We start from the raw sequence: 23,367 nt of genomic DNA, 5'->3' as shown, positions 1-23,367 counted from the left end.
GCTTGCAATCACCGGCCTCAGCCGCCAACCTGTAGCGATCTTCCGCCAACCCTAGTACCCATGGACCCTTCCTCTAGTCTCTCCACGTCCGCCCTGGTCGCCGACCTCGGCCTCGTGCTGTTCGCCCTGTTCCTCGTTCTGCTCAACGGCTTCTTCGTCGCCGCCGAATTCGCCATGGTCAAGCTGCGCGCGACCAAGGTCGAAGCTATTGCCGAGCAACACGGCTGGCGCGGGCACATCCTGCGCACCGTGCACAACCAGCTGGACGCCTACCTGTCGGCCTGCCAGCTGGGCATTACCCTGGCCTCGCTCGGCCTGGGCTGGGTCGGCGAGCCGGCCTTCGCCGAACTGCTCACGCCGCTGCTCGGCGCCATCGGCATCGAGTCGGAGAAGCTGGTCCACGGCATCGCCTTCTTCTTCGCCTTCTTCATCATTTCCTACCTGCACATCGTGGTCGGCGAGCTGGCGCCCAAGTCCTGGGCGATCCGCAAACCCGAGCTGCTGTCGCTGTGGACCGCCGCGCCGCTGTACGCCTTCTACTGGCTGATGTATCCGGCCATCTACCTGCTCAACGCCAGCGCCAACGCCATCCTGCGCATCGCCGGACAAGGCGAGCCGGGGCCGCACCACGAGCACCACTACAGTCGCGACGAGCTGAAGCTGATCCTCCACTCCAGCCGCGCTCGCGACCCCAGCGACCAGGACATGCGCGTGCTGGCCTCGGCCGTGGAAATGGGCGAGCTGGAAGTGGTGGACTGGGCCAACTCGCGCGAGGACCTGGTGTACATCGACGCCAACGCCAAGCTGGACGAGCTGTTCAACGTGTTCCGCCGGCACAAGTTCAGCCGCTACCCGGTGTACGAAGAGGCCACCGGCGGCTTCGTCGGCGTGCTGCACATCAAGGACCTGCTGCTGCAGCTGAGCCTGCTGGAGATGCTGCCGTCCAAGTTCAACGTGGCCGAGTTGATGCGCCCGATCGAGCGGGTCAGCAAGCACATGCCACTGTCCTCGCTGCTCGAGCAGTTCCGCCAGGGCGGCGCGCACTTCGCTCTGGTCGAGGAGGCCGACGGCAAGGTGGTCGGCTTCCTGACCATGGAAGACGTGCTTGAAGTGCTGGTCGGCGATATCCAGGACGAGCACCACAAGGCCGAACGCGGCATCCTCGCCTACCAGCCGGGCAAGCTGCTGGTACGCGGCGACACCCCGCTGTTCAAGATCGAGCGCCTGCTCGGCCTGGACCTCGACCACATCGAGGCCGAGACCCTGGCCGGCCTGGTCTACGAGAGCCTGAACCGGGTGCCGGAGGAGGACGAGGTACTGGAGACCGAAGGCCTGCACATCATCGTGAAAAAGATGAAAGGGCCGAAGATCGTCCTGGCCAAGGTGCTCAAGCTGGACTGACGCACCCGCCGCTCCCCACAACGCCGCAGCCTGTCTGCGGCGTTGTGCTATCTGGCGTCAGGCCGCCTTGGCGTGGCTGACGCCGGCCAGGCTCATGCCGTGGTCCAGATGCTGGTCCACCAGCCACTTGCCGTGGGCCAGCGAGGCACGCTGGGCGCTCTCCAGGTCGGCGAGAAAGGCGAACCGCAGCGGCAGCGACATGCGCTTGCTGACCTGGCCGTCGGGCAGGGTGATCTGGCAGCCCGCCGCCCAGGGCGTGGGAATGCCGGGGTGTTCGATGATCGCGGCGCTGATGGCGTGGTCGCGGTAAGTGCAGTGCAGATTGTTCATGATCTTCACCTCACGGATTCGGCGTGTCTGGCCACCTTAGCCCCAGAATCGCCGCACGGCGCCACGGACCGACCAAGGGTCAACCGGCCACGCACACCTGATTGCGCCCCGCCGCCTTGGCCGCGTACAGCGCCTGGTCGGCGGCATCGATCAGCGCCGGCATGCGCAACGCGGCCTGGCCATCGTGATACGCCAGGCCGATGCTCACGCTCAGCGGCACGCGGGCACCATTGTGCTGCAGATCCAGCGCCGCCACCTCGGCGCGGATGCGCTCGGCCAGATCCTGGGCGCCCGCCGCGTCGACATCCGCCAGGACCAGCAGGAACTCCTCGCCGCCATAGCGCGCGGCCAGATCGCCGGCGCGCCGGGCACTGCCGCGCAGCACCTTGGCCACGGCAGCGATACAGCGGTCACCGAAGGGATGTCCGTAGCCATCGTTGATGCGCTTGAAGTGATCGATGTCGAGCAGCAGCACGGCCAGCCGGGTGTTGGCCTGGTCGGCCAGTTGCTGATCGCAATGCCGGCGGTTGGCCAGCTGGGTCAGAGCATCGGTGTTGCTCAGGCGGGTCAGCTCGGCGTTGGCCTCGGCCAGCTCGCGGGTCGACTGCTGCAGCTCGGCGGTGCGCGCCAGCACGCGCCGCTCCAGCTCCTCGTTGAGCCGCGCCTGCTCGACCAGCAGCTGTTCCTGGCTGGCCAGGCGCGCCTCGCGCTCGCCGATCAGCGCGGTCTGCGCGGCGATACGTGCGGAGCGCTCACTGTTGATGCGGTCGGCCAGGGCCACCGAGAGCAGGATGAATTCGACGAAGAAGCCCAGGGTCTGCATGCGCAGGGTCAGCTGGTTGACCGGCAGGACGCCCTGCAGGGCCGCCACGTGCACCGCGGTGCCGACGATGAGGAAGATCCACGCCAGGCTGAACAGCGGCGCCGAGCGATTGCCGCGTCGCCACAGATCCACCGCCGTCCCCAGCGCCACCAGACAGCTGAGCAGCGCCGCCGACTGGGTGCCGATGGCGGTCAGCCACTGCGGTCGTACCAGCAACAGCGCGATCGCCAGCGCCCAGTAGCCGAGCAGCAGATTGTTGGCCCACAGCACCCAGCCGCCGTAACGCGGAATGCGCAGGAAGACGCGAACGAAGTAGCTTGCGGCGAAGAAGCTCCACAGCGCGGAGAATGCATAGATCTGCCCCGCCGGCCGGCCCAGCTCGGGCCACAGGAAGAGCACGCCGAAGCCACTCAGGCTCAGCTCGTAAACCACCACGCCGAGCAGGTAAAGGCTGTACCACAGGTAGCTGAGGTGGCGAGTGAACAGGTACAGGCTGAAGTTGTACAGCAGCACCGCCAGCATGGCGCCGAAGAACAGTCCCAGCAGCACGCGCTGGTCCAGCTCCTGCTGCTGATAGGCCGCCTCGGTGAGCACCTGCATGGGTGCCACGATGTTCTCGCGGCTGTGCAGGCGCAGGTAGACCCAGCGCTGCTCGCCGGGCTGCAGCGCCAGGGGGAACAGCGGTTGCCGGCCGGGCACCGGCCAGGCGCTCAGCGGCAGATGATCACCGGCCTCCAGCAGCGCTCCCCAGCTGCCGCTGGCCGGATCGAACAGGCGCAGTTCGAGGCGATCGAGGATCGGCCACTCCACCAGCAGGCGCCAGTCGCTGCGAGCGGAGCGGTTGTGCAGGGCCATGCGTACCCACACCGGCCCCTCCTGGAAACCCAGGCTCAGCGAGGCGCCCTCCAGCTTGCGCCAGCCGGTGGCCTCGACCACCTCGGCGAAATCCAGCTCCTCGGCAGGCAGCAGGTATTCCAGCCAGGGCGCGGGGCGCACCACCTGATGGTCATCGGTGAGTTCGAGCGGAGCGGCTACGCAAGGCAGGGTAGCCAGCAGACAGAACAGCAGGCTGAACAGGCGCACGGGCAGATGGGTTTCCTCGACTCGGTGCCACTCTCGGGGACTGCAGGCACCAGTCCCTCAAGCATTGCCGCGAATCGCGGATCGCGCCAGTCCGGTTATTCGCCGCCCACCGCGAAGTTGGGCAGGCTGTCCACCGGCTGGGCGAAGTTGAACGGGATGGACTGCAGGGCCAGGCCGACATTGCGCTGCACCACGAAGTGCAGGTGCGGGCCGGTGCTGTTGCCGGTGTTGCCGGAACGGGCGATCTGCATGCCGGCCTCGATCCGCTCGCCCTCACGCACCATCACCGAACCGCGCATCAGGTGCAGGTAGACGCCCATGGTGCCGTCGTCATGCAGGATGCGCACGTAGTTGCCGGAGGGATTGTTGCCACGGCCACTCTGGCGGTTCTCGGTCTTCACCACCATGCCGCTGCGCGAGGCGACGATCGCCGTGCCCTCGGGCATGGCGATGTCCATGGCGTAGCGGCCCTTGGGCGTGAAGTGGCTGTACTTGCCGTTGGCGCCCTGGGTCAGCTTGAACGGCCCGCCAATCCACGGCAGCGGATAGCGGAACAGCAGCGGCTGCAGGCGCGGATCGCCCATGGCGTAGCGCAGCCGCGGCTTGTAGCTCATCGGCTTGGCCGCATCCAGCGGCGCCAGGGTGGTCAGGCGGATATGGCTGCGCGGCGGCAGCACCCAGCGAATCGGCTCGTCCGGCGCGCCGGCGACGTTGACCAGGCGATCCAGGCGCAGCTCGACCTCCACCGGGGCGTACAGGTCGTTGCGCAACACCAGGGTCTCGCCAGCATCGTGCTTCTTGGTTTCCAGCTTCACCAGGTTGTCGAGCTTCTCCACCATGCGGTCGCGGAACACGAACACCTGGGCACCGGGCACGGCCTTGTCGCTATAGGTCACCGTGCCGTGCTTGTCGACATACTTGTAGATGGTCAGCGCACTGGCCTGGCCGGCGGCCAGCAGCAGTGCGCAGAAAATGATTGAACGCCCTAGCATAACTTCACGGATTTAATGGTTATTTGGTATCCGGGACGAAAAGACTAGCAGCGCGCCATGCGGCTCGCGAGTGCTCGCGCTGCGGGCTGTGCGGCAATCCGCAGGGTCAGGCTGCGAATCGCAGCGATATCCGACGAAAGGCGTGCTGCGGAACAGGCACTCCGAGCGGCAGTCAGCCTCCTGAAATCAACACGGCGCCCATGGGCGCCGTGCTCGTGAATCTGGCTGGCGGCGTCAGGCGCCGGGCACGAAGTGCTTCTGCGCAGTGCCGCGGGCGATCAGGCGCGACAGGTAGTCGAGCTTCTGCGGATCTTTGTCGACGAACTTGAAGCTCAGCTGCAGCCATTCGCTGTCCGGCTTCGGCTCCAGGGCCGCCACCGAATGCAGGTAGCCGTTGAGGCGCGCAGTCTCGGCTGCCTCGCCCTGCTCCAAGTCGAGCACTGCGCTCTCCAGCACCTGGGGCAGCTGCTCGGTGCGTTTCACCACCAGCAGCGCTTCCTTGAGGCTCAGCGCCTTGATCACGCAGGCCATGCTGCCACCGGGCAGGCGCAGCTGGCCCTGACCGCGACCGGTGGGCGCGGCGGAAGCCTTGGCGGCCGGGGCGGCAGGTTTGACCTGGGCGGCAGCCGGATCGGCAGCAGCGGCAGCGGGTTTGGCCGTCGGCTTGACCACATCGGCCTTGCCACCAGTCAGGGCACTCAGGGAGTCGTTGGCGAAGCCGCCCGTGCTGAGCATCTTCGGCGGCGCGCTGGCGGCCAGGGCCTGCAGCTTGCCGGCGCGGTGCAGGGCCTTCTTGACCTTGGTCACCAGTTGGTCGTTGGAAAACGGTTTGCCGATGTAGTCGGAGACCCCGGCCTGAATGGCCTGGACCACGTTCTCCTTGTCGCCACGGCTGGTGACCATGATGAACGGCACGGTCTTCAGGGTTTCCTGCTCGCGGCACCAGGTGAGCAGTTCGAGGCCGGACAGCTCAGGCATTTCCCAGTCGCAGAGGATCAGGTCGACCGGCTGGCGGGCGAGCATCTGCTGAGCCTTGCGGCCGTTGACCGCCTCTTCGATCTGGATGCCGGGGAAGTGGTCGCGCAGGCCTTTCTTCACCAGATCACGGATAAAGGTGGCGTCGTCCACCACCAGCACACTGACTTTGCTCATCGACCACTCCCGACAACGATGTCGACAAGCATAGCCGCGGATACTGGCCCGAGGCCAACACGGCGCACTCGGTGGATCCCCGGGCGCGCCGGGGACTGTCCGCGGGCGCCGCGCGGACGGCTTACTCCTTCTTGCCGCCCTGCACTTCTTCCTGCATGCGCGCCAGGCCCATGTGGCGCACGTCGGTGCCGCGCACCAGGTAGATCACCAGCTCGGCGATGTTGCGCGCGTGGTCGCCGATGCGCTCCAGCGACCGCAGGACCCAGATGATGTTGAGCACGCGGCTGATCGCGCGCGGGTCTTCCATCATGTAGGTGACCAGCTCGCGCAGGGCGGTCTTGTACTCGCGGTCGACGGTCTTGTCGTACTGGGCCACGGACAGGGCCAGGTCGGCATCGAAGCGGGCGAAGGCGTCCAGCGCCTCCTGCACCATGCGCCGTACCTGGTCGCCGATGTGGCGCACCTCGACGTAGCCGCGCGGCGATTCGCCCTCCTCGCACAGCTGGATGGCACGCTTGGCGATCTTCGACGACTCGTCGCCGATGCGCTCGAGGTCGATCACCGACTTGGAGATGCTGATGATCAGGCGCAGGTCCGAGGCGGCCGGCTGGCGGCGGGCGAGGATGCGCAGGCATTCCTCGTCGATGTTGCGCTCCATCTGGTTGATCTGGTCGTCGATCTCGCGCACCTGCTGGGCCAGGCCGGAGTCGGCCTCGATCAGCGCGGTGACCGCGTCGTTGACCTGCTTCTCGACCAGGCCGCCCATCGCCAGGAGGTGGCTGCGCACTTCCTCCAGCTCGGCGTTGAACTGCTGGGAGATGTGATGGGTGAGGCTGTCTTTGTTGATCATCGCGAAGTCCTATGCAAACCGGTTTCGAGTTCGTTGTTGTGAGACCACTGCACCACTAGCCGTAACGGCCGGTGATGTAGTCCTCGGTCTGCTTCTTGGCCGGGTTGGTGAACAGGGTATCGGTGTCGCCGAACTCGATCAGCTTGCCCATGTACATGAACGCCGTGTAGTCGGAGACACGCGCCGCCTGCTGCATGTTGTGGGTGACGATGACGATGGTGTACTTGCTCTTCAGCTCGTAGATCAGCTCTTCGACCTTGAGGGTGGAGATCGGGTCCAGCGCCGAGCAGGGTTCGTCGAGCAGCAGCACTTCCGGCTGCACCGCCACGGTACGGGCGATCACCAGACGCTGCTGCTGGCCACCGGAGAGGCCGAGGGCGGACTCGTGCAGGCGGTCCTTGACTTCGTCCCACAGCGCGGCGCTCTTCAGGGCCCATTCCACGGTCTCGTCGAGCACGCGTTTCTGGTTCACGCCCTGGATGCGCAGGCCGTAAACCACGTTCTCGTAGATGCTCTTGGGGAACGGGTTGGGCTTCTGGAACACCATGCCGACGCGGCGGCGCAGCTCGGCGACATCCACGCCCTTCTTGTAGATGTCGTGGCCGTCTAGGCGGATCTCGCCCTGCACGCGGCAGCCGTCGACCAAGTCGTTCATCCGGTTGAAGGTGCGCAGCAGGGTCGACTTGCCGCAGCCGGACGGGCCGATGAAGGCGGTCACACGCTGCTTGGGGATGTTCATCGACACGTCGAACAGCGCCTGCTTGTCGCCGTAGAACAGATTCAGGCCGGGCACCTCCAGGGCGACCGTTTCTTCCGCCAGGTTGAGGCCCTGCTTCTGCCGGCCGAGGGCGGCCATGTCGATACCGTGGGTGTGTACTTCGTGCTGCATGGGATGCTCCCTACGCTAACAATTCGTTCAATTCGCTCATGCCGCCGCGGCCACTGCCACGGCGACGCAATTCGTGATCAGTGGTCCAGCGCCTTGTACTTCTCGCGCAGGTGGTTGCGGATGAACACGGCGCTCAGGTTGAGCAGCGCGATCACCAGCACCAGCAGCAGCGCGGTGGCGTACACCAGCGGGCGGGCGGCCTCGACGTTGGGGCTCTGGAAGCCGACGTCGTAGATATGGAAGCCCAGGTGCATGATCTTCTGGTCCAGGTGCAGGTACGGGTAGTTGCCGTCCACCGGCAGCGCCGGAGCCAGCTTGACCACGCCGACCAGCATCAGCGGCGCCACTTCGCCGGCGGCGCGGGCCACGGCGAGGATCATGCCGGTCATCATGGCCGGGCTGGCCATCGGCAGCACCACCTTCCACAGGGTCTCGGCCTTGGTCGCACCGAGGGCCAGGGAACCTTCGCGTAGGGCCCGCGGGATACGTGCCAGACCTTCCTCGGTGGCGACGATCACCACTGGCACGGCGAGGATCGCCAGGGTCAGCGAGGCCCACAGCAGGCCCGGGGTACCGAAGGTCGGCGCCGGCGCCGCTTCGGCGAAGAACAGGCGGTCGATCGAGCCACCCAGCACATAGACGAAGAAGCCCAGGCCGAACACGCCGTAGACGATGGCCGGCACGCCGGCCAGGTTGTTCACGGCGATGCGGATGATGCGGGTCATCGCGCCCTGTTTGGCGTATTCGCGCAGGTAGATGGCCGCCAGCACGCCGAACGGCGTGACGATCACGGCCATGATCAGGGTCATCATCACGGTGCCGAAGATGGCCGGGAAGATGCCACCCTCGGTGTTGGCCTCGCGCGGCTCGTCGCTGAGGAACTCCCACAGCTTGGCGAAGTAGAAGCCCAGCTTGCTGACGACGCCCATGGCGTTCGGCTGATAGGCACGGACCACCTTGCTCAGGGCGATCTCCTGCTCGCGGCCGTCGACGGTCTTCACCGTCACGCTGTCGCGGTCGAGCTGCTGGTTGAGCGCGACCAGTTCGGTCTCGAGGCCCTTGTACTGGGCATCCAGCTCGGCACGTTGGGCATCCAGGTCGGCCTGGGCAGCGGCGTCCAGGCGGTCCTTCAGCTCCAGGCGGCGACCTTCCAGGCGCAGCTGCTCGAGGCCGTGGTTGATATGGCCGATATCGCGCTTCTCCAGGCGCACCTGCTGCGCATGCAGCTCGTCGACGCGGGCGATGCGGCTTTGCAGTTCGCTCCAGGCGGCATCGCCTTCGGCGATCACCTCGCCACCTTCCTTGACGTTGACCAGGTAGCCGTAGAAGTTGCCCCACTCGCGGCGCTCCATGGCCATCAGGTTGGCGGGGGTGCGCGGCTCGCTCAGCCACTCGGCCACCACCCAGCTGAAGTCGGCGCCGTAGACCTCACGGTTGCCGACCTTGAACAGCTCGCGGGTCATGAACTCGCCGCCTTTCACGTCCACCGGCAGGCCGGCGGCGGCCAGGCGCGCACGCGGTACTTCTTCTTCCTGCACCAGCTCGCCGGCCATCACCCGGGCGGCCTCGCCCGGCACCTGGTACTTGGCCTCCATCACGTCGGCCGGCCAGAAGTGGCCGAGGCCGCGCACGGCGATCACGGCGAGCAGGCCGATGGTCATGATCACGGCGATGGACACGCCGCTGGCGGTCATCCACACCCAGGGCGAACCGCTCTTGAACCAGGACTTGAGGTTTTGCTCTTTGATTTTCACTGACGTCTACCTTTCCCAGTTCTCAGAGCGACGCGTACTTCTTGCGCAGGCGGGTACGAATCACCTCCGCCAGCGTGTTCATCACGAAGGTGAAGGCCAGCAACACCAGCGCGGAGAGGAACAGCACACGGTAGTGGGTACTGCCCACCTCGGATTCCGGCATTTCCACCGCCACGTTGGCGGCCAGGGTGCGCAGGCCCTCGAAGATGTTCATGTCCATGATCGGCGTGTTGCCGGTGGCCATCAGCACGATCATGGTCTCGCCCACCGCACGGCCCATGCCGATCATCAGGGCGGAGAAGATGCCCGGGCTGGCGGTGAGGATCACCACGCGGGTCAGGGTCTGCCAGGGCGTGGCGCCCAGGGCCAGTGAGCCGAAGGTCAGGCTCTTCGGCACGCTGAACACGGCATCCTCGGCGATCGAGTAGATGTTCGGGATCACCGCGAAGCCCATGGCCAGGCCGACCACCAGGGCGTTGCGCTGGTCGAAGGCGATGCCCAGGTCGTTGCTGATCCACAGGCGCATGTCACCGCCGAAGAACCAGTTCTCCAGGTGGCCGCTCATACCCAGGGCGCCGCTGCCGATCAGCAGGATCACCGGGATCAGCAGCGCCGCTTCCCAGCCATCGGGGATGACCAAGCGGATCTTCTCCGGCAGGCGGCTCCAGGCGTAGGCGGCTAGCAATACGCCGATCGGCGTGAGCAGCAGCAGGCTGAAGATGCCCGGCAGGTGGCCTTCGACATAGGGCGCGAGGAACAGGCCGGCGAAGAAGCCGAGGATCACCGTCGGCAGCGCCTCCATCAGCTCGATCACCGGCTTGACCTTGCGGCGCATGGCCGGGGCCATGAAGTAGGCGGTGTAGATGGCCGCGCAGATGGCCAGCGGAGCGGCCAGCAGCATGGCGTAGAATGCGGCCTTCAAGGTACCGAAGGTCAGCGGCGCCAGGCTCATCTTCGGTTCGAAGTCGCTGTTGGCCGAGGTCGACTGCCAGACGTACTTGGGCTCGTCGTAGCTCTCGTACCAGACCTTGCCCCACAGTGCGCTCCAGGAGATTTCCGGGTGCGGGTTGTCGATGACGAAGCGCTGCAACTGGCCGTTCGACTCCACCAGCACACGGTTGGCGCGCGGCGACAGGGCCGCGACGCCGGCGCCCTCGGCGACCTTCTCGGTCAGCAGGGTGCGATGCGCGGTGCTGTGGAAGATGCCTAGATGGCCTGCGCTATCCAATGCCACGAAGCCCTTGCGGCGCTCCTCGGAGAGGATCTGGATGATCGGCGCATCGCTCAGCTGGAAGCCACGGATATGGGTCAGCGCGGCCTTATTGTCGGCATCGCGCACCATGAACCATTGGCCGATGCCGCCCTTGCTGTCGCCGATCAGCAGCGAGATGCCGCCGAGCAGCGGCGTGACCGTGCTCACTTCGGCGTCGCCGCCGAGCAGCTTGTAGCGGCCGTTGAGGGCCTTGGTGCGCAGGTCGAAGACGTCGGCGGTGGCCTTGCCGTTGATCACGAACAGCCACTGCTGGCGCGGGTCGATGATCATCGCCTTGATCGGCTCGGCGATCTGCGGCAGAGCGATGCGCTCCTCAGTGAGGGTGGCCTCGCCGGTCAGCATGTTCTCTTCGCGGGTGATCGCCAGCACCTGCAGCTCGGCACCGGTGGAGGCGCTAAGCATCAGGGTGTCGCCGTTCTCGCTGATGGCGACGTGCTCCAGCGGCCGGCCCTGGGTGTCGAGGACGATGGGCGCCTCGCCGTAGGGGTAGTCCAGCTCCGGGGTGATGGTCTTGACGTTGTTCGGGTAGCTGACCTTGTAGGCATGCTCGAACACCAGCACCTGGCCGTTGGACAGGCCCAGCACCACGCGGTGGCTGCCCGGCTGGTCCTGGCTGACCGAGGCGATGCTGACACCGGCCGGCAGCGCCAGCTGATAGGCGTTCAGGGCGGTGCCATCCTTGAGGCCGAAGAACTGGACCTGGCCGTCGCGGCCGAGGCGCATGGCCACCTTGTTCTGCTCTTCCACCGCCAGCAGCAGGGCCTCGCTCTGCCCGGCCAGCCAGGACGGTTGCTGGGCCTTGCGCGCCTCCATGTCGGCACCGCCGAAGATCGGCGCCACCACATAGGCGAGGTAGAAGAAGATCAGCGTGATGCATGCCAGCACGGCCAGGCCGCCGATCGAGACGTACCAGCGCGCCATGCGGTCCTTGAGCGCGCGCACGCGACGCTTGCGCTGCAGGGCGGGGGTATCGAAGTCGATGCGGTGGTTGTTCGCGGAGGCGCTCATGCTGTTGTTGGCCAGGTCATTCATGAGGAGGTCTCGAGCACAGCGGACACAGCCCGCTCAATGTGAAGTACTTCAATCTATCCGCCTTGTGTGACAGAAAGATTACAGCTCGGTGACGCGACAACGCCCGCGGCTCCAGAAGAGTCGCGGGCGTGTCGAACAGCGCGCCGAGGGATGGGGCCTCGGCGTCACTGGCAGGCCGTTACAGGCCCAGTTCTTTCTTGGTCTTCTCGATCACTTTGGCCGGCAGCGGGATGTAACCATCCTTGACCACCACGTCCTGGCCCTGCTTGGACAGCACCAGCTTGACGAACTCGGCTTCCAGCGGGCTCAGCGGCTTGTTCGGCGCCTTGTTGACGTAGACGAAGAAGAAGCGCGACAGCGGGAACTTGCCGGCCAGGGCGTTGGCCTCGGAAGCCTCGAAGGCCTCGCCGCCTTTCTTCGACAGCGGGACGGCGCGGACGCTGGCGGTCTTGTAGCCGATGCCCGAGTAGCCGATGGCGTTGACGGTGCTGGAGATGGACTGCACTACCGAGGCCGAACCCGGCTGCTCGTTGACGTTGGCCTTGAAGTCGCCTTTGCACAGGGCGGCTTCCTTGAAGTAGCCGTAGGTGCCGGATACCGAGTTGCGACCGAACAGCTGGATCGGCTTGTCGGCCCACTCGCCGGTCAGGCCCAGGTCGCCCCAGGTCTTCACGTCGCTACCACCGCACAGGCGGGTGCTGGAGAAGATGCCGTCAACCTGAGCCATGTCCAGGGACTTGATCGGGTTGTCCTTGTGCACGAACACGGCCAGGGCGTCGATGGCCACCGGCACGGCGACCGGCTTGTAGCCGAACTTCTCTTCGAAGGCCTGCAGCTCGTTGTCCTTCATGGCGCGGGACATCGGGCCCAGGTTGGCGGTGCCTTCGGTCAGGGCGGGCGGCGCAGTGGAGGAGCCGGCGGCCTGGATCTGGATGTTTACGTTCGGGTACAGCTTCTTGTATTCCTCGGCCCACAGGGTCATCAGGTTGGCCAGGGAGTCGGAACCGACGCTGGACAGGTTGCCCGATACACCGGAAGTCTTTTGGTAAGCCGGGATGGCCGGGTCGACAGCGGCAACCGCACTAGCGGCGCTTACGCCAGCGGCGACAAAGGTCAGGGCCGCCATCAAACGCTTGAGTTTCATGCCTTGCTCCTAGCAGGAAGGGGTTGTGATGGAACGGGCCCAAGTATCTGTAGGCCGCATGAACACTCTATGACTGGATTGTGACAATCAGGTTAAAGCGCAGCAAAAAAGCAAAAGGCCCGCGAACGGGCCTTTTTGTGCAGCGGCCTGGACTCAGGCCGGCACGAGCTGGCTGGCCTGGCGCCGCCATAGCAGCGTGCCGATCAGCATGAACAGCAGGCACAGGGCGCCGACGTAATAGGCCGGACCCAGCGGGCTCCACTTCAGCAGCAGGCTGACCAGGATCGGCGTCAGCCCGCCGAAGATGGCGTAGGCCAGATTGTAGGAGAACGACAGCCCGGAGAAGCGCACCACAGCCGGGAAGGCCTTGACCATCACCATGGGGATGGCGCCGATCATGCCCACGCACAGGCCGGCCAGGGCATACAGTGGCACCAGCAGGCCCGGCTGGGTCTTCAGCGTGGTGTAGAACAGCCAGGAGCTGACCAGCAGCAGCGCACCGCCAACCAGGAAAGTCGGCCCCGGGCCGAAGCGATCAGCCGCCAGCCCCGCCAGCACGCAGCCGATGCTCAGGCAGACGATGGCCAGGCCGTTGGCCGTCAGGGTATCGGCCGGGGTGAAGCCGTATTGGGTCTGCAGCAGGGTCGGGGTCATCAGAATCACCACGACGATGCCCGCCGACAGCACCCAGGTCAGCAGCATGGACAGGATGATCGCCGGGCGATGCTCGCGCACCACCGCCTTCAGCGGCAGCTCGGCGGCCAGCGACTGGCGCTGCTGCAGCTCGGCGAACACCGGGGTCTCGTGCAGCCAGCGGCGCAGGTAGACGGAGATCAGACCGAACACGCCGCCGACCAGGAAGGGAATGCGCCAGGCGTAGTCGGCGATCTCTTCCGGGGTGAAGCTGCGATTGATCGCGCTGGCCGCCAGCGAGCCGAGCAGGATGCCGGCGGTGAGCCCGGCAGTGAGGGTGCTGCAGGCGAAGCCGATGCGCTTGGCCGGCACATGCTCGGCGACGAACACCCAGGCGCCCGGCACCTCGCCGCCGATCGCCGCGCCCTGCATGACGCGCAGGGCCAGCAGCGCGAGCGGCGCCCAGATACCGATCTGCGCGTAGGTCGGCAGCAGGCCCATCAGCAGGGTCGGCACCGCCATCAGGAAGATGCTCAGGGTGAACATGCGCTTGCGTCCGAGCAGGTCGCCGAAGTGGGCCATGATGATGCCGCCCAGCGGCCGCGCCAGGTAGCCGGCGGCGAAGATGCCGAAGGTCTGCAGCTGGCGCAGCCACTCGGGCATCTCGGCGGGGAAGAACAGCTTGCCGACCACTGCGGCGAAGAACACGAAGATGATGAAGTCGTAGAACTCCAGCGCACCGCCCAGGGCGGAGAGCGAGAGGGTCTTGTAGTCACTGCGGTTCAATGGGCGCGCCACGGGCGCGGTGCTGGCATGTTCGGCGGGCATAGAGGGCTTCATTATTAGAGTGGCAAGGCTGCGCCGCACCATAGCAAATCGGGCCCCGGACCGCAGCTTTGCGGCGGAAAAGCGAAACCGCGCGGTCGTCGTTTGACGCGCGCCTCTATATACTGCGCACGGCCCGTCTAGCACGGGCCGCAGCCTGCCACCGAACAGCCAATCATAAGAATCCACCAGCGGGGCCCAGCATCATGATCGAACTCGAACAGGAAGACCCCATCCCCCAGGGCGATCTGGCCCTGCAGATCACCGCCTTGCCGCGTGAAACCAACGGTTTCGGCGACATCTATGGCGGCTGGCTGGTGTCGCAGATGGACCTGGCTGGCACCGCCATGGCCAGCAAGGTGGCCGGCGGCCGTGTCGCCACCGTGGCCATCGACCGCATGGCCTTCCTGGTTCCGGTGGCCGTGGGCGCGCAGCTGTCCTTCTATACCCAGGCCCTGGAAGTCGGGCGCAGCTCGATCCAGATGCTGGTCGAGGTATGGAGCGACGATCCGCTGTCCAGCGAGTGGCGCAAGGTCACCGAGGCGGTGTTCGTGTTCGTCGCCATTGACGGCAGCGGCCGCACCCGCCCGGTTCCGCCCCGCCGCGGCTGAGAAGCCCGTTGCAGACAACGCCGACCCAGTGTCGGCGTTTTCCATTGGACTTGGCCTTTTGCCCTGCGCTGGAGTCAAATGAGCCATGACTTCAGGGAGAACCGATATGAGCCAGGCCCAGATTGAACGCATCGAACTGGATGAGCTGACCTGCTGGCGCGTGCGCCACGCCGGGGCCGAGCTGCTGGTGGCGCAGCAGGGCGCCCAGGTGCTGAGCTACCAGCAGGGCGAACAGCCGCCGCTGATCTGGCTCAGCGAGCAGGCCAGCTACCAGCGCCGCCAATCGGTGCGCGGCGGCGTGCCGATCTGCTGGCCCTGGTTCGGCGACCTCGGCCGCAACCCGCTGCAGGTACAGGCACAGCACGACAACCTGGGCGCCGCGCCCTTCCATGGCGGCGTACGCGCCCTCGACTGGCAGCTGCTGGGCATCGACAGCGAGGGCGAGGCGGTGCACCTGCGGTTCGCCTTCGACAGCCGCCAGCACCCCCTGCCCGACTGGCCGCACGCCGCCGAGCTGCGCCTGGACATCCGCCTGGACGAACGCCTGCACCTGGATCTGACCAGCCACAACCTCGACGACACGCCGCTGGCCCTGAGCCAGGCGCTGCACAGCTACTTCGCCGTCAGTGACATCCGTCAGGTGGCCGTGCGCGGGCTGGAGGACAGCCGCTATATCGACACCCTGGAAGACTGGCAGGAGCGCCGCCAGCAGGGCGAGCTGCGCTTCGCCGGCGAGACCGACCGCCTCTACCTCGACCTGCCGTCGCATCTGCGTCTGCACGACGCCGGTTGGCAACGCGAGCTGCATCTGCAGACCCGTAATTCGCGCTCGGCGGTGCTGTGGAATCCCTGGATCGACAAGGCCCAGCGCCTGTCCAGCTTCGCCGACGATGCCTGGCAGCGCATGCTGTGCATCGAGACGGCCAATGTTTGGGACGACTGCGTGGAGCTGGCCCCCGGCGAGCGGCACAGCATGGGTCTGAGCCTGTGGAGCGAGCCCACGTAACCCTCTTGTAGCAGGAAAGGGGTTAGAGATCCCCCTCCTCCACCAGCCGCACGTCACTGGCATCCAGGGCATAGGACGCCGCGGCCAGATCGTTCTCCATCGCCTCCACGCGCAGGGTGCCGTCGACCCACAGCGGCTCGTAGATGTCGTCCAGGGCGATGCCCTTGGGATAGCGCACCAGCACGATCTGGTTCGGCGGGGGCGGCGGCACGTGGATGCAGGCGCCCGGATAGGGCACCAGGAACAGCAGGGTGGTCTTGCCGGCGGTATCACTCTCCAGCGGTACCGGATAGCCGCCCAGGCGAATCTGCTTGCCGTCCAGGCGTGCCACGGTCTTCTTCGAGTACATCACCGCCGGCAGGCCCTGCTCCTGCTTCAGGCCGCCCTGCTGGCCGAAAGAGCCCGCCGCCTCGGGGCTGTCGTGGCTGATCTCCGGCATCGCCTCCAGGGCCTGCTGGTCCTCCTTCGGCATCAGCTCCAGCCAGTCCAGTTCGGCCGGTTCGGCGTGGCTCAGCAGGGGCAGCAGTAGCAGGGTCAGCAGCAGGCGGCGCATGGGCGGTCTCGCGGTAGCAACGGGGTGGCCAAGCCTAACGGCTCGGCGCGCGTACGTCAGTCCCGCTTCAGCAGGCCGTAGATCAGCAACAGGACGATGGCGCCGACCACCGCACCGACGAAGCCCGCCGCCTCGCCAGCGGCGTAGATGCCCAGGGCCTGGCCGCCATAGGTCGCGGCCAGCGAGCCGCCGATGCCAAGCAGGATGGTCATGATCCAGCCCATGCTGTCGTCGCCGGGTTTGAGGAAGCGTGCGATCAGACCCACGATCAGGCCGATGAAGATGGTGCCGACAATGCTCATACCATGCTCCTTTTAAGAGGCCGAAACGAACAAGGCGCACCGATTGGCGCGCCTTGTTGTGACCGGAGCGAAGCGGCAGGGTTCAACCCTGGATCAGCGCCTCGAGCTCGGCGATGCGCGCCTTGAGGGTCGCCATGTCCTTGCTGCGCAGGGTGGCGTGGCCGACCTTGCGCCCGGCCTTGAAGGCCTTGCCGTAGTGGTGCAGGTGGCAGTCGGCGATGGCGCTGACCTTGGCCACGTCCGGCACCACACCCAGGAAGTTGAGCATGGCGCTCTCGCCTACCTTGGCAGTGGAACCCAGCGGCAGGCCGGCGACGGCGCGCAGGTGGTTCTCGAACTGGCTGCACTCGGCGCCTTCGATGGTCCAGTGCCCGGAGTTGTGCACGCGCGGGGCGATCTCGTTGGCCTTGAGGCCGCCGTCGACTTCGAAGAACTCGAAGGCCAGCACGCCGACGTAATCCAGCTTGGTCAGCACCCGACCGACATAGTCCTCGGCCAGCGCCTGCAGCGGATGGTCGGTGCTGGCGATGGACAGGGCCAGCACGCCGCTGTCATGGCGGTTGTGCACCAGCGGGTAGAAACGCGTCTCGCCGTCGCGGGCACGCACGGCCACCAGCGACACTTCGCCGGTGAACGGCACGAAGCCTTCGAGAATGCACGGCACGCTACCCAGTTCGGCAAAGGCACCGACCACGTCCTCCGCCTTGCGCAGGACTTTCTGGCCCTTGCCGTCGTAGCCCAGGGTGCGGGTCTTCATCACCGCAGGCAGGCCGATAGCGGCTACGGCGGCGTCCAGGTCGGCCTGGGACTGGATATCGGCAAACTCGGGAGTCGGGATGCCGAGATCCTTGAACATCGACTTCTCGAACCAGCGGTCACGGGCGATGCGCAGGGCTTCGGCGCTCGGGTAGACCGGCACGAACTGCGAGAGGAAGGCCACCGTCTCGGCCGGCACGCTCTCGAACTCGAAGGTCACCAGGTCGACTTCATCGGCCAGCTGGCGCAGGTGATCCTGGTCGCCGTAGTCGGCGCGGATATGCTCGCCCAGAGCCTGGGCGCAGGCATCCGGAGCCGGATCGAGGAAGGCGAACTGCATGCCCAGCGGAGTGCCCGCCAGGGCCATCATGCGGCCCAGCTGGCCGCCACCGATTACGCCGATTTTCATGGGGCTCAGGCCTCGCGCGGGTCCGGGTTGTCGAGAACAGTCCGGGTCTGCTCGTCGCGGAACTGCTTCAGCTTGTCGTGGAACTGCGGGTGCTGGTGGCCGAGGATGCTGGCGGCCAGCAGCGCGGCGTTGATCGCGCCGGCCTTGCCGATGGCCAGGGTGGCGACCGGGATGCCGGCCGGCATCTGCACGATGGACAGCAGCGAGTCGACGCCCGACAGGACGGCGGACTGCACCGGCACGCCGAGCACCGGCAGGTGGGTCTTGGCCGCGCACATGCCCGGCAGGTGGGCGGCACCACCGGCACCGGCGATGATCACCTGGATGCCACGGCCTTCGGCCGCTTCCGCGTACTGGAACAGCAGGTCCGGGGTGCGGTGGGCGGAAACCACCTGCACTTCGTAGGGAATACCCAGCTTGTCCAGCATGTCTGCGGTGTGACTGAGGGTGCTCCAATCGGACTTGGAACCCATGATCACGCCAACCAGTGCGCTCATCGTTTTGCCTCTAGCTCGGGCGCCTGTCGGCGCGACAAAAACCAACAAGCCACGCATTCGGCGTGGCTTGTTATGTGCGGGCCAGGCCACTAGGGGCCTGGAGGCGGGGCAGTATACCGGAAAGCCACGGCAGTCGCGCCTTTGCTGTGACCGTCTGTCAGCACGGATTTGTAACCTGACTGTAAGCGGCCAGCCCGGTCAGTCGGGTATCGGTAGCTGATCAAATAGAGGTGCCCGATGCGTGGCTGCGCGGCGGTTGCTGATTGAGCCACCCCACAAGCTCCAGATGACGAACGGATGACAGCGCAGCCCAAAGCGAGAACTCCGCCACCTCCAGTTTTCGCCGCCTTGCCTACAATCCGCGCCTTCTTCTCGCCAGATTGAAAAGGACTTCAATATGCGCCGCGCCTTTGCCCTCATCGCCCTGCTCGCCACCCTCGCCGGCTGTGCCACCGCACCGCAGGGCGACGCACCGCTGGCTATGCACGATGAAACCCTCGAGCCTAAGGCCGGCGTCGAGGTCTGCTACCAACTGATCTTCTGCCCGCTGGTCAGCTCCGTCGAACTGGCGCGCTGAGCGCCAGCCAGCGGCAGGGCTCACAGACCGACCGGTCACGGCCGGCTAGACTCGTCACCTTTCCAACCAACAAGGAAGTTGTCATGCGCAAGCTATCCCTTATCGCTGTTTCCCTGCTGCTCGCCAGCCAGGCCAATGCCCTGGAACTGGCCAAGTACCCACAGGTGTTCGATACGGGCCAGGGCGTGATGGTGACCCTCGCGCCCAGCGCCGACGGCCAGCAGGCTCTGTTGCAGGTCAAGGGCCTCAACCACCCGCTGGACTCAGTGGTGTTCCTTACCGAGGTCAACGACCGCGGCAACCAGGAACGTGACTACAGCACCACTCTCGACGGTAGCCGCTACAACATGCTGCTCAAGCGCCAGGGCTGGGACGGCGACAGCTACCAGCTGTACCTGCCGGAAACCGCCGGTTTCCCCCTGACGTTCGACGAGACGCTGAGCAAGAAGGCCAAGCCGGCCGAACTCCTGGCCCTGTATGAACAACAGCAGAGCCAGGGCCTGCAGGAGAAGCTGGCCCGCTTTGACCGCGCCAAGCACCTGCAGACCAACAAACGCCTGCTCGAGGAACTGGATCAGGAAGCCAGCGAGGCCTGCGGCGTGCCGCTACAGACCCGGGTGGAGTGGAACGCCATCGACGACCAGAAAATGAAGGCTCTGAGCATCGCCGGCTATTGCGGCGAGGTGGTCAACCAGTTGGCCAGCCTGTGCGAGGGCGATGCCAGCTTCAAGGCGCAGGCCGTCGCCATCAGGACCGTGGAATGCCGCTTCGACAAGGCGATGAAGCTGCGCGAGAAGGACGGCAGCATCCTCTTCACCACCGCCGAGGAAGCGCCCAACCAGGGCGAGTTCATCAACGCCTTCCTGCGCAACCGCTGATCCCTACCCCGCCCCTTCGCAATGCAGGGGCGGGCATTCGGTTTTCCGAACGCCGAACTCGGCGGTATTCGCCAAGCCGAACACCACAGACATCTCCGAACTTTCATATTCGGAAATTAATCCTTTAATTTCAATTATTTATCCTTAGCCCAGACACCTGGCACACTACCTGCTCTGACTCTCGCAGGGACGGCTCGACCGTCCACTCAAGACGGGCCCGCATCGCCATGCAGCGACCGCCCCGGATAACAACAACAGCGAGGATCAGCATGAACAGCACTCTCTCCCGCGCCATCGGCGTCGCCCTGGCCGCCACCCTGTGCAGCGCACCGGCCCTGGCCGAAGAACTGACCGGCACCCTGAAGAAGATCAAGGACAGCGGCACCATCGTCCTCGGCCACCGCGACTCGTCCATCCCCTTCTCCTACTTCGGCAGCGACCCGCAGCAGCCCGAGGGCTACTCCCATGACCTGCAGCTGAAGGCGGTCGAGGCGATCAAGCAGAAGCTGGGCATGCCGGACCTCAAGGTTCGCTACAACCTGGTGACCTCGCAGACCCGCATCCCGCTGGTACAGAACGGCACCGTGGACCTGGAGTGCGGCTCCACCACCAACAACGTCGAGCGCCAGCAGCAGGTCGACTTCTCCGTCGGCATCTTCGAGGTGGGCACCCGCCTGCTGACCAAGACCACCTCCGGCGTCGCCGACTTCCCCGACCTCAAGGGCAAGAACGTGGTGACCACCGCAGGCACCACTTCCGAGCGCCTGCTCAAGGCGATGAACGCCGAGAAGCAGATGGGCATGAACATCATCTCGGCCAAGGACCATGGCGAGTCCTTCCTGATGCTGGAGTCCGGTCGCGCCGTGGCCTTTATGATGGACGACGCCCTGCTCGCCGGCGAAATGGCCAAGGCCAAGAAGCCGGCCGACTGGCACGTGGTCGGCACCCCGCAGTCCTACGAGATCTACGGCTGCATGGTGCGCAAGGGTGACCCGGCCTTCAAGGCAGTGGTCGACGAGGCCCTGGTCGCCACCTTCAAGTCCGGCGAAGTCACTGCCATCTATGACAAGTGGTTCCTCAACCCGGTCCCGCCCAAGGGCCTGAACCTGAACTTCCCGATGAGCGACGAGCTGAAGAAGCTGGTCGCCAACCCGACCGACAAGGCCGCCGAGCAGCTCTAAGCGCGCCCGCGGCAGCCGAATGCTCCCCTCTCCCACTTGTGGGAGAGGGGCCGGGGGAGAGGGAGCCGGGAACACACCCTCTCCCCAGCCCTCTCCCGTGAAAGGGAGAGGGAGCAAAGCATTCCGGCCTGTCGGTACGGCGCCACTTCACGAGAGCGGCGCCGCCTCACCTCTGCACATTTAGGACAGGAGCACCACCGCCAACCGCGGTGGGGGACCGTGTCGGCCCCGGCTCCTGTCCGCCCTGATCGTGAGTAGCCAAGATGAATTACAACTGGGACTGGGGCGTGTTCTTCAAGTCCACCGGCATCGGCAGCGAGATCTACCTGGACTGGTTCGTCACCGGCCTGGGCTGGACCATCGCCATCGCCCTCACCGCCTGGCTGATTGCCCTGGCGCTGGGCGCCCTGCTCGGCGTGATGCGTACTGTGCCGAACCGCTGGATCAGCGGCTTCGCCACCTGCTACGTGGAAGTCTTCCGCAACGTACCGCTGCTGGTGCAGCTGTTCCTCTGGTACTTCCTGGTGCCGGACCTGCTGCCCGAGCCGCTGGAGATGTGGTTCAAGCAGGACCTGTCGCCGGCCACCTCGGCCTTCCTCAGCGTGGTGGTGTGCCTCGGCTTGTTCACCGCCGCCCGCGTCTGCGAGCAGGTGCGCACTGGCATCCAGGCGCTGCCCAAGGGTCAGCTGGCCGCCGGCTACGCGCTGGGCTTCCGCCTGCCGCAGGTGTACGCCAACGTCCTGCTGCCGCAGGCCTTCCGCATCATCATTCCGCCGCTGACCAGTGAGTTCCTCAACATCTTCAAGAACTCCTCGGTGGCCTCGCTGATCGGCCTCATGGAGCTGCTGGCGCAGACCAAGCAGACCGCCGAATTCAGCGCCAACCTGTTCGAGGCCTTCACCCTGGCCACGCTGATCTACTTCACCCTGAACATGAGCCTGATGCTGCTGATGCGCCTGATCGAGAAGAAGGTCGCGGTACCGGGCCTGATCTCCGCGGGAGGCAAATGATGGATTTCAGCGCTATCGTCCCGGCCCTGCCGGGCCTGTGGAACGGCATGCTGATGACCCTGCAGCTGATGGTGCTAGGCGTGATCGGCGGCGTGGTGCTGGGCACCTTGCTGGCCATCATGCGCCTGTCGCACAACCGCCTGCTGTCGGGCTTCGCCGCCACCTACGTCAACTACTTCCGCTCCATCCCGCTGCTGCTGGTGATCACCTGGTTCTACTTCGCAGTACCGTTCCTGCTGCGCTGGATCACCGGCGAAGACACCCCGGTGGGCGCCTTCACCTCGTGCCTGGTGGCCTTCGTGATGTTCGAGGCGGCCTACTTCAGCGAGATCGTCCGCGCCGGCATCCAGGCCATTCCCAAAGGCCAGATGGGCGCCGCCTCGGCCCTGGGCATGACCTACGGCCAGAGCATGCGCCTGATCATCCTGCCGCAGGCCTTCCGCAAGATGACGCCGCTGTTGCTGCAGCAGAGCATCATCCTGTTCCAGGACACCTCTCTGGTCTACACCGTGGGCCTGATGGACTTCCTCAACGCCGCCCGCTCGCGCGGCGACATCCTCGGCCAGCCCCATGAGTTCCTGATCTTCGCCGGCCTCGTGTACTTCACCATCAGCTTCGCCGCCTCGCAGCTGGTCAAGCTCCTGCAGAAAAGGTTAGCCGTATGATTACCATCCAGAACGTCAACAAGTGGTACGGGGACTTCCAGGTGCTGACCGATTGCAGCACCGAGGTGAAGAAGGGCGAAGTGGTCGTGGTATGCGGCCCTTCCGGCTCCGGCAAGTCGACCCTGATCAAGTGCGTCAACGCCCTGGAGCCCTTCCAGAAGGGCGACATCGTGGTCGACGGCACCTCCATCGCCGACAAGCAGACCAACCTGCCGCAGCTGCGCTCGCGGGTCGGCATGGTGTTCCAGCACTTCGAGCTGTTCCCGCACCTGACCATCGCCGAGAACCTCACCATCGCCCAGATCAAGGTGCTCGGCCGCAGCAAGGCCGAAGCCACCGAGAAGGGCCTCAAGCTGCTCGAGCGGGTCGGCCTCTCCGCCCATGCGCACAAGCATCCCGGCCAGCTCTCCGGCGGCCAGCAGCAGCGCGTGGCCATCGCCCGCGCCCTGGCCATGGACCCGGTGGTGATGCTGTTCGACGAGCCGACTTCGGCCCTCGACCCAGAGATGGTCAACGAGGTGCTCGACGTGATGGTGCAGCTGGCCAACGAGGGCATGACCATGATGTGCGTGACCCACGAGATGGGCTTCGCACGCAAGGTCGCCGACCGGGTGATCTTCATGGACCGCGGGCAGATCGTCGAGGACTGCGCCAAGGAGGAGTTCTTCGGCGACATCAACGCCCGTTCCGAGCGGGCCCAGCAGTTCCTCAACAAGATCCTGCAACATTGAGAGCGGGCGC

The 23,367-nt window shown here is 65.8% G+C and carries 23 protein-coding genes; 9 read left to right on the top strand and 14 right to left on the bottom strand.

Translation table 11 applies throughout. From position 1 onward, the window contains the following. Positions 1–60 precede the first annotated feature (60 nt). Positions 61–1,401, top strand: coding sequence for a hemolysin family protein (locus tag IB232_RS16990; RefSeq protein ID WP_192399787.1), 1,341 nt, complete (start codon positions 61–63; stop codon positions 1,399–1,401). Between the two features lie 57 nt (positions 1,402–1,458). On the opposite strand, the gene IB232_RS16985 is transcribed toward IB232_RS16990, so the two are convergent. The 10 genes from IB232_RS16985 to IB232_RS16940 all read right to left on the bottom strand — a co-directional run bounded on the left by IB232_RS16985 (position 1,459) and on the right by IB232_RS16940 (position 14,184). After that, the gene (locus IB232_RS16985) at positions 1,459–1,731 is read right to left on the bottom strand and encodes a hypothetical protein (protein WP_192399786.1); all 273 of its coding nucleotides are present in this window, start codon (positions 1,729–1,731) and stop codon (positions 1,459–1,461) included. Between the two features lie 79 nt (positions 1,732–1,810). Next, positions 1,811–3,637 (bottom strand): diguanylate cyclase domain-containing protein, encoded by a 1,827-nt coding sequence (locus tag IB232_RS16980; RefSeq protein ID WP_192399785.1) that lies wholly within the window; start codon positions 3,635–3,637, stop codon positions 1,811–1,813. Positions 3,638–3,732: 95 nt separating this feature from the next. Then, positions 3,733–4,629 (bottom strand): peptidoglycan DD-metalloendopeptidase family protein, encoded by an 897-nt coding sequence (locus IB232_RS16975; protein WP_192399784.1) that lies wholly within the window; start codon positions 4,627–4,629, stop codon positions 3,733–3,735. Positions 4,630–4,863: 234 nt separating this feature from the next. Continuing rightward, positions 4,864–5,781 (bottom strand): response regulator, encoded by a 918-nt coding sequence (locus tag IB232_RS16970; RefSeq protein WP_192399783.1) that lies wholly within the window; start codon positions 5,779–5,781, stop codon positions 4,864–4,866. Positions 5,782–5,902: 121 nt separating this feature from the next. Further along, on the bottom strand, positions 5,903–6,631 hold the full coding sequence (gene phoU / locus IB232_RS16965; protein WP_192399782.1) for a phosphate signaling complex protein PhoU: 729 nt from the start codon (positions 6,629–6,631) through the stop codon (positions 5,903–5,905). A gap of 55 nt (positions 6,632–6,686) precedes the next feature. Beyond that, on the bottom strand, positions 6,687–7,520 hold the full coding sequence (gene pstB, locus IB232_RS16960; protein WP_192399781.1) for a phosphate ABC transporter ATP-binding protein PstB: 834 nt from the start codon (positions 7,518–7,520) through the stop codon (positions 6,687–6,689). Positions 7,521–7,597: 77 nt separating this feature from the next. Further along, a complete protein-coding gene (gene pstA / locus IB232_RS16955; RefSeq protein WP_225592397.1) occupies positions 7,598–9,214 on the bottom strand; it encodes a phosphate ABC transporter permease PstA in 1,617 nt (538 codons plus the stop codon). An 82-nt stretch (positions 9,215–9,296) separates the two neighbouring features. Continuing rightward, entirely contained in the window at positions 9,297–11,360 is a 2,064-nt protein-coding gene (locus IB232_RS16950; protein ID WP_412547744.1) for an ABC transporter permease subunit, read from the bottom strand. Between the two features lie 397 nt (positions 11,361–11,757). Then, entirely contained in the window at positions 11,758–12,723 is a 966-nt protein-coding gene (locus IB232_RS16945) for a PstS family phosphate ABC transporter substrate-binding protein (RefSeq protein ID WP_192399778.1), read from the bottom strand. Between the two features lie 153 nt (positions 12,724–12,876). Then, on the bottom strand, positions 12,877–14,184 hold the full coding sequence (locus IB232_RS16940) for an MFS transporter (protein WP_192399777.1): 1,308 nt from the start codon (positions 14,182–14,184) through the stop codon (positions 12,877–12,879). 203 nt (positions 14,185–14,387) lie between these two features. Here IB232_RS16940 and IB232_RS16935 point away from each other — a divergent pair, with 203 nt between their 5' ends. Together IB232_RS16935 and IB232_RS16930 are read left to right on the top strand one after the other, a co-directional pair. After that, on the top strand, positions 14,388–14,792 hold the full coding sequence (locus IB232_RS16935) for an acyl-CoA thioesterase (RefSeq protein WP_137974555.1): 405 nt from the start codon (positions 14,388–14,390) through the stop codon (positions 14,790–14,792). A gap of 106 nt (positions 14,793–14,898) precedes the next feature. Next, a complete protein-coding gene (locus IB232_RS16930) occupies positions 14,899–15,798 on the top strand; it encodes a D-hexose-6-phosphate mutarotase (RefSeq protein WP_192399776.1) in 900 nt (299 codons plus the stop codon). A gap of 22 nt (positions 15,799–15,820) precedes the next feature. On the opposite strand, the gene IB232_RS16925 is transcribed toward IB232_RS16930, so the two are convergent. The 4 genes from IB232_RS16925 to purE all read right to left on the bottom strand — a co-directional run bounded on the left by IB232_RS16925 (position 15,821) and on the right by purE (position 18,315). Beyond that, positions 15,821–16,351 carry a DUF3299 domain-containing protein gene (locus IB232_RS16925; protein WP_192399775.1) on the bottom strand — a complete coding sequence of 177 codons (531 nt, stop codon included), beginning with the start codon at positions 16,349–16,351 and terminating at the stop codon, positions 15,821–15,823. A gap of 56 nt (positions 16,352–16,407) precedes the next feature. Then, a complete protein-coding gene (locus IB232_RS16920) occupies positions 16,408–16,653 on the bottom strand; it encodes a GlsB/YeaQ/YmgE family stress response membrane protein (protein ID WP_192399774.1) in 246 nt (81 codons plus the stop codon). A gap of 82 nt (positions 16,654–16,735) precedes the next feature. Next, complete coding sequence (locus IB232_RS16915; RefSeq protein ID WP_192399773.1) at positions 16,736–17,818, bottom strand: 5-(carboxyamino)imidazole ribonucleotide synthase; 1,083 nt, start codon at positions 17,816–17,818, stop codon at positions 16,736–16,738. A gap of 5 nt (positions 17,819–17,823) precedes the next feature. Further along, positions 17,824–18,315 carry a 5-(carboxyamino)imidazole ribonucleotide mutase gene (gene purE, locus IB232_RS16910; RefSeq protein WP_192399772.1) on the bottom strand — a complete coding sequence of 164 codons (492 nt, stop codon included), beginning with the start codon at positions 18,313–18,315 and terminating at the stop codon, positions 17,824–17,826. Between the two features lie 397 nt (positions 18,316–18,712). On the opposite strand from purE, the gene IB232_RS16905 reads away from it, so the two are divergent. The 6 genes from IB232_RS16905 (at position 18,713) to IB232_RS16880 (ending at position 23,357) form a co-directional block, all read left to right on the top strand. Then, positions 18,713–18,892, top strand: a complete 180-nt coding sequence (locus tag IB232_RS16905; protein ID WP_192399771.1) for a hypothetical protein — start codon at positions 18,713–18,715, stop codon at positions 18,890–18,892. 83 nt (positions 18,893–18,975) lie between these two features. Continuing rightward, positions 18,976–19,770 carry a hypothetical protein gene (locus tag IB232_RS16900; RefSeq protein ID WP_192399770.1) on the top strand — a complete coding sequence of 265 codons (795 nt, stop codon included), beginning with the start codon at positions 18,976–18,978 and terminating at the stop codon, positions 19,768–19,770. Positions 19,771–20,039: 269 nt separating this feature from the next. Further along, positions 20,040–20,951: a glutamate/aspartate ABC transporter substrate-binding protein gene (locus IB232_RS16895; protein ID WP_192399769.1), complete on the top strand. Its 912-nt coding sequence runs from the start codon at positions 20,040–20,042 to the stop codon at positions 20,949–20,951. A 263-nt stretch (positions 20,952–21,214) separates the two neighbouring features. Then, entirely contained in the window at positions 21,215–21,961 is a 747-nt protein-coding gene (locus tag IB232_RS16890; RefSeq protein ID WP_137974546.1) for an amino acid ABC transporter permease, read from the top strand. After that, positions 21,958–22,626, top strand: coding sequence for an amino acid ABC transporter permease (locus IB232_RS16885; RefSeq protein ID WP_192399768.1), 669 nt, complete (start codon positions 21,958–21,960; stop codon positions 22,624–22,626). The genes IB232_RS16890 and IB232_RS16885 overlap by 4 nt, the downstream gene beginning before the upstream one ends. Beyond that, the gene (locus IB232_RS16880; RefSeq protein WP_192399767.1) at positions 22,623–23,357 is read left to right on the top strand and encodes an amino acid ABC transporter ATP-binding protein; all 735 of its coding nucleotides are present in this window, start codon (positions 22,623–22,625) and stop codon (positions 23,355–23,357) included. The genes IB232_RS16885 and IB232_RS16880 overlap by 4 nt, the downstream gene beginning before the upstream one ends. Positions 23,358–23,367: the final 10 nt, after the last annotated feature.

It is taken from the genome of Pseudomonas sp. PDM15 (assembly GCF_014851565.1).
Taxonomy (GTDB): Bacteria; Pseudomonadota; Gammaproteobacteria; order Pseudomonadales; family Pseudomonadaceae; genus Aquipseudomonas.
The sequence above is the reverse complement of the archived record's forward strand: the minus strand, read 5'-3'. Positions and strand labels throughout refer to the sequence as shown.

What these genes read in the sequence shown, in the direction of transcription:
- IB232_RS16975 (WP_192399784.1), bottom strand. Translation starts at nt 4,629, where the DNA reads ATGCTAGGGCGTTCAATCATTTTCTGCGCACTGCTGCTGGCCGCCGGC.
- IB232_RS16895 (WP_192399769.1), top strand. Translation starts at nt 20,040, where the DNA reads ATGAACAGCACTCTCTCCCGCGCCATCGGCGTCGCCCTGGCCGCCACC.
- IB232_RS16930 (WP_192399776.1), top strand. Translation starts at nt 14,899, where the DNA reads ATGAGCCAGGCCCAGATTGAACGCATCGAACTGGATGAGCTGACCTGC.
- IB232_RS16925 (WP_192399775.1), bottom strand. Translation starts at nt 16,351, where the DNA reads ATGCGCCGCCTGCTGCTGACCCTGCTACTGCTGCCCCTGCTGAGCCAC.
- phoU (WP_192399782.1), bottom strand. Translation starts at nt 6,631, where the DNA reads ATGATCAACAAAGACAGCCTCACCCATCACATCTCCCAGCAGTTCAAC.
- purE (WP_192399772.1), bottom strand. Translation starts at nt 18,315, where the DNA reads ATGAGCGCACTGGTTGGCGTGATCATGGGTTCCAAGTCCGATTGGAGC.
- IB232_RS16880 (WP_192399767.1), top strand. Translation starts at nt 22,623, where the DNA reads ATGATTACCATCCAGAACGTCAACAAGTGGTACGGGGACTTCCAGGTG.
- IB232_RS16940 (WP_192399777.1), bottom strand. Translation starts at nt 14,184, where the DNA reads ATGCCCGCCGAACATGCCAGCACCGCGCCCGTGGCGCGCCCATTGAAC.
- IB232_RS16915 (WP_192399773.1), bottom strand. Translation starts at nt 17,818, where the DNA reads ATGAAAATCGGCGTAATCGGTGGCGGCCAGCTGGGCCGCATGATGGCC.
- IB232_RS16905 (WP_192399771.1), top strand. Translation starts at nt 18,713, where the DNA reads ATGCGCCGCGCCTTTGCCCTCATCGCCCTGCTCGCCACCCTCGCCGGC.
- IB232_RS16950 (WP_412547744.1), bottom strand. Translation starts at nt 11,360, where the DNA reads ATGGAGGCGCGCAAGGCCCAGCAACCGTCCTGGCTGGCCGGGCAGAGC.
- pstA (WP_225592397.1), bottom strand. Translation starts at nt 9,214, where the DNA reads ATGACCGCCAGCGGCGTGTCCATCGCCGTGATCATGACCATCGGCCTG.
- IB232_RS16920 (WP_192399774.1), bottom strand. Translation starts at nt 16,653, where the DNA reads ATGAGCATTGTCGGCACCATCTTCATCGGCCTGATCGTGGGTCTGATC.
- IB232_RS16970 (WP_192399783.1), bottom strand. Translation starts at nt 5,781, where the DNA reads ATGAGCAAAGTCAGTGTGCTGGTGGTGGACGACGCCACCTTTATCCGT.
- IB232_RS16990 (WP_192399787.1), top strand. Translation starts at nt 61, where the DNA reads ATGGACCCTTCCTCTAGTCTCTCCACGTCCGCCCTGGTCGCCGACCTC.
- IB232_RS16935 (WP_137974555.1), top strand. Translation starts at nt 14,388, where the DNA reads ATGATCGAACTCGAACAGGAAGACCCCATCCCCCAGGGCGATCTGGCC.
- IB232_RS16985 (WP_192399786.1), bottom strand. Translation starts at nt 1,731, where the DNA reads ATGAACAATCTGCACTGCACTTACCGCGACCACGCCATCAGCGCCGCG.
- IB232_RS16885 (WP_192399768.1), top strand. Translation starts at nt 21,958, where the DNA reads ATGATGGATTTCAGCGCTATCGTCCCGGCCCTGCCGGGCCTGTGGAAC.
- IB232_RS16945 (WP_192399778.1), bottom strand. Translation starts at nt 12,723, where the DNA reads ATGAAACTCAAGCGTTTGATGGCGGCCCTGACCTTTGTCGCCGCTGGC.
- pstB (WP_192399781.1), bottom strand. Translation starts at nt 7,520, where the DNA reads ATGCAGCACGAAGTACACACCCACGGTATCGACATGGCCGCCCTCGGC.
- IB232_RS16890 (WP_137974546.1), top strand. Translation starts at nt 21,215, where the DNA reads ATGAATTACAACTGGGACTGGGGCGTGTTCTTCAAGTCCACCGGCATC.
- IB232_RS16900 (WP_192399770.1), top strand. Translation starts at nt 18,976, where the DNA reads ATGCGCAAGCTATCCCTTATCGCTGTTTCCCTGCTGCTCGCCAGCCAG.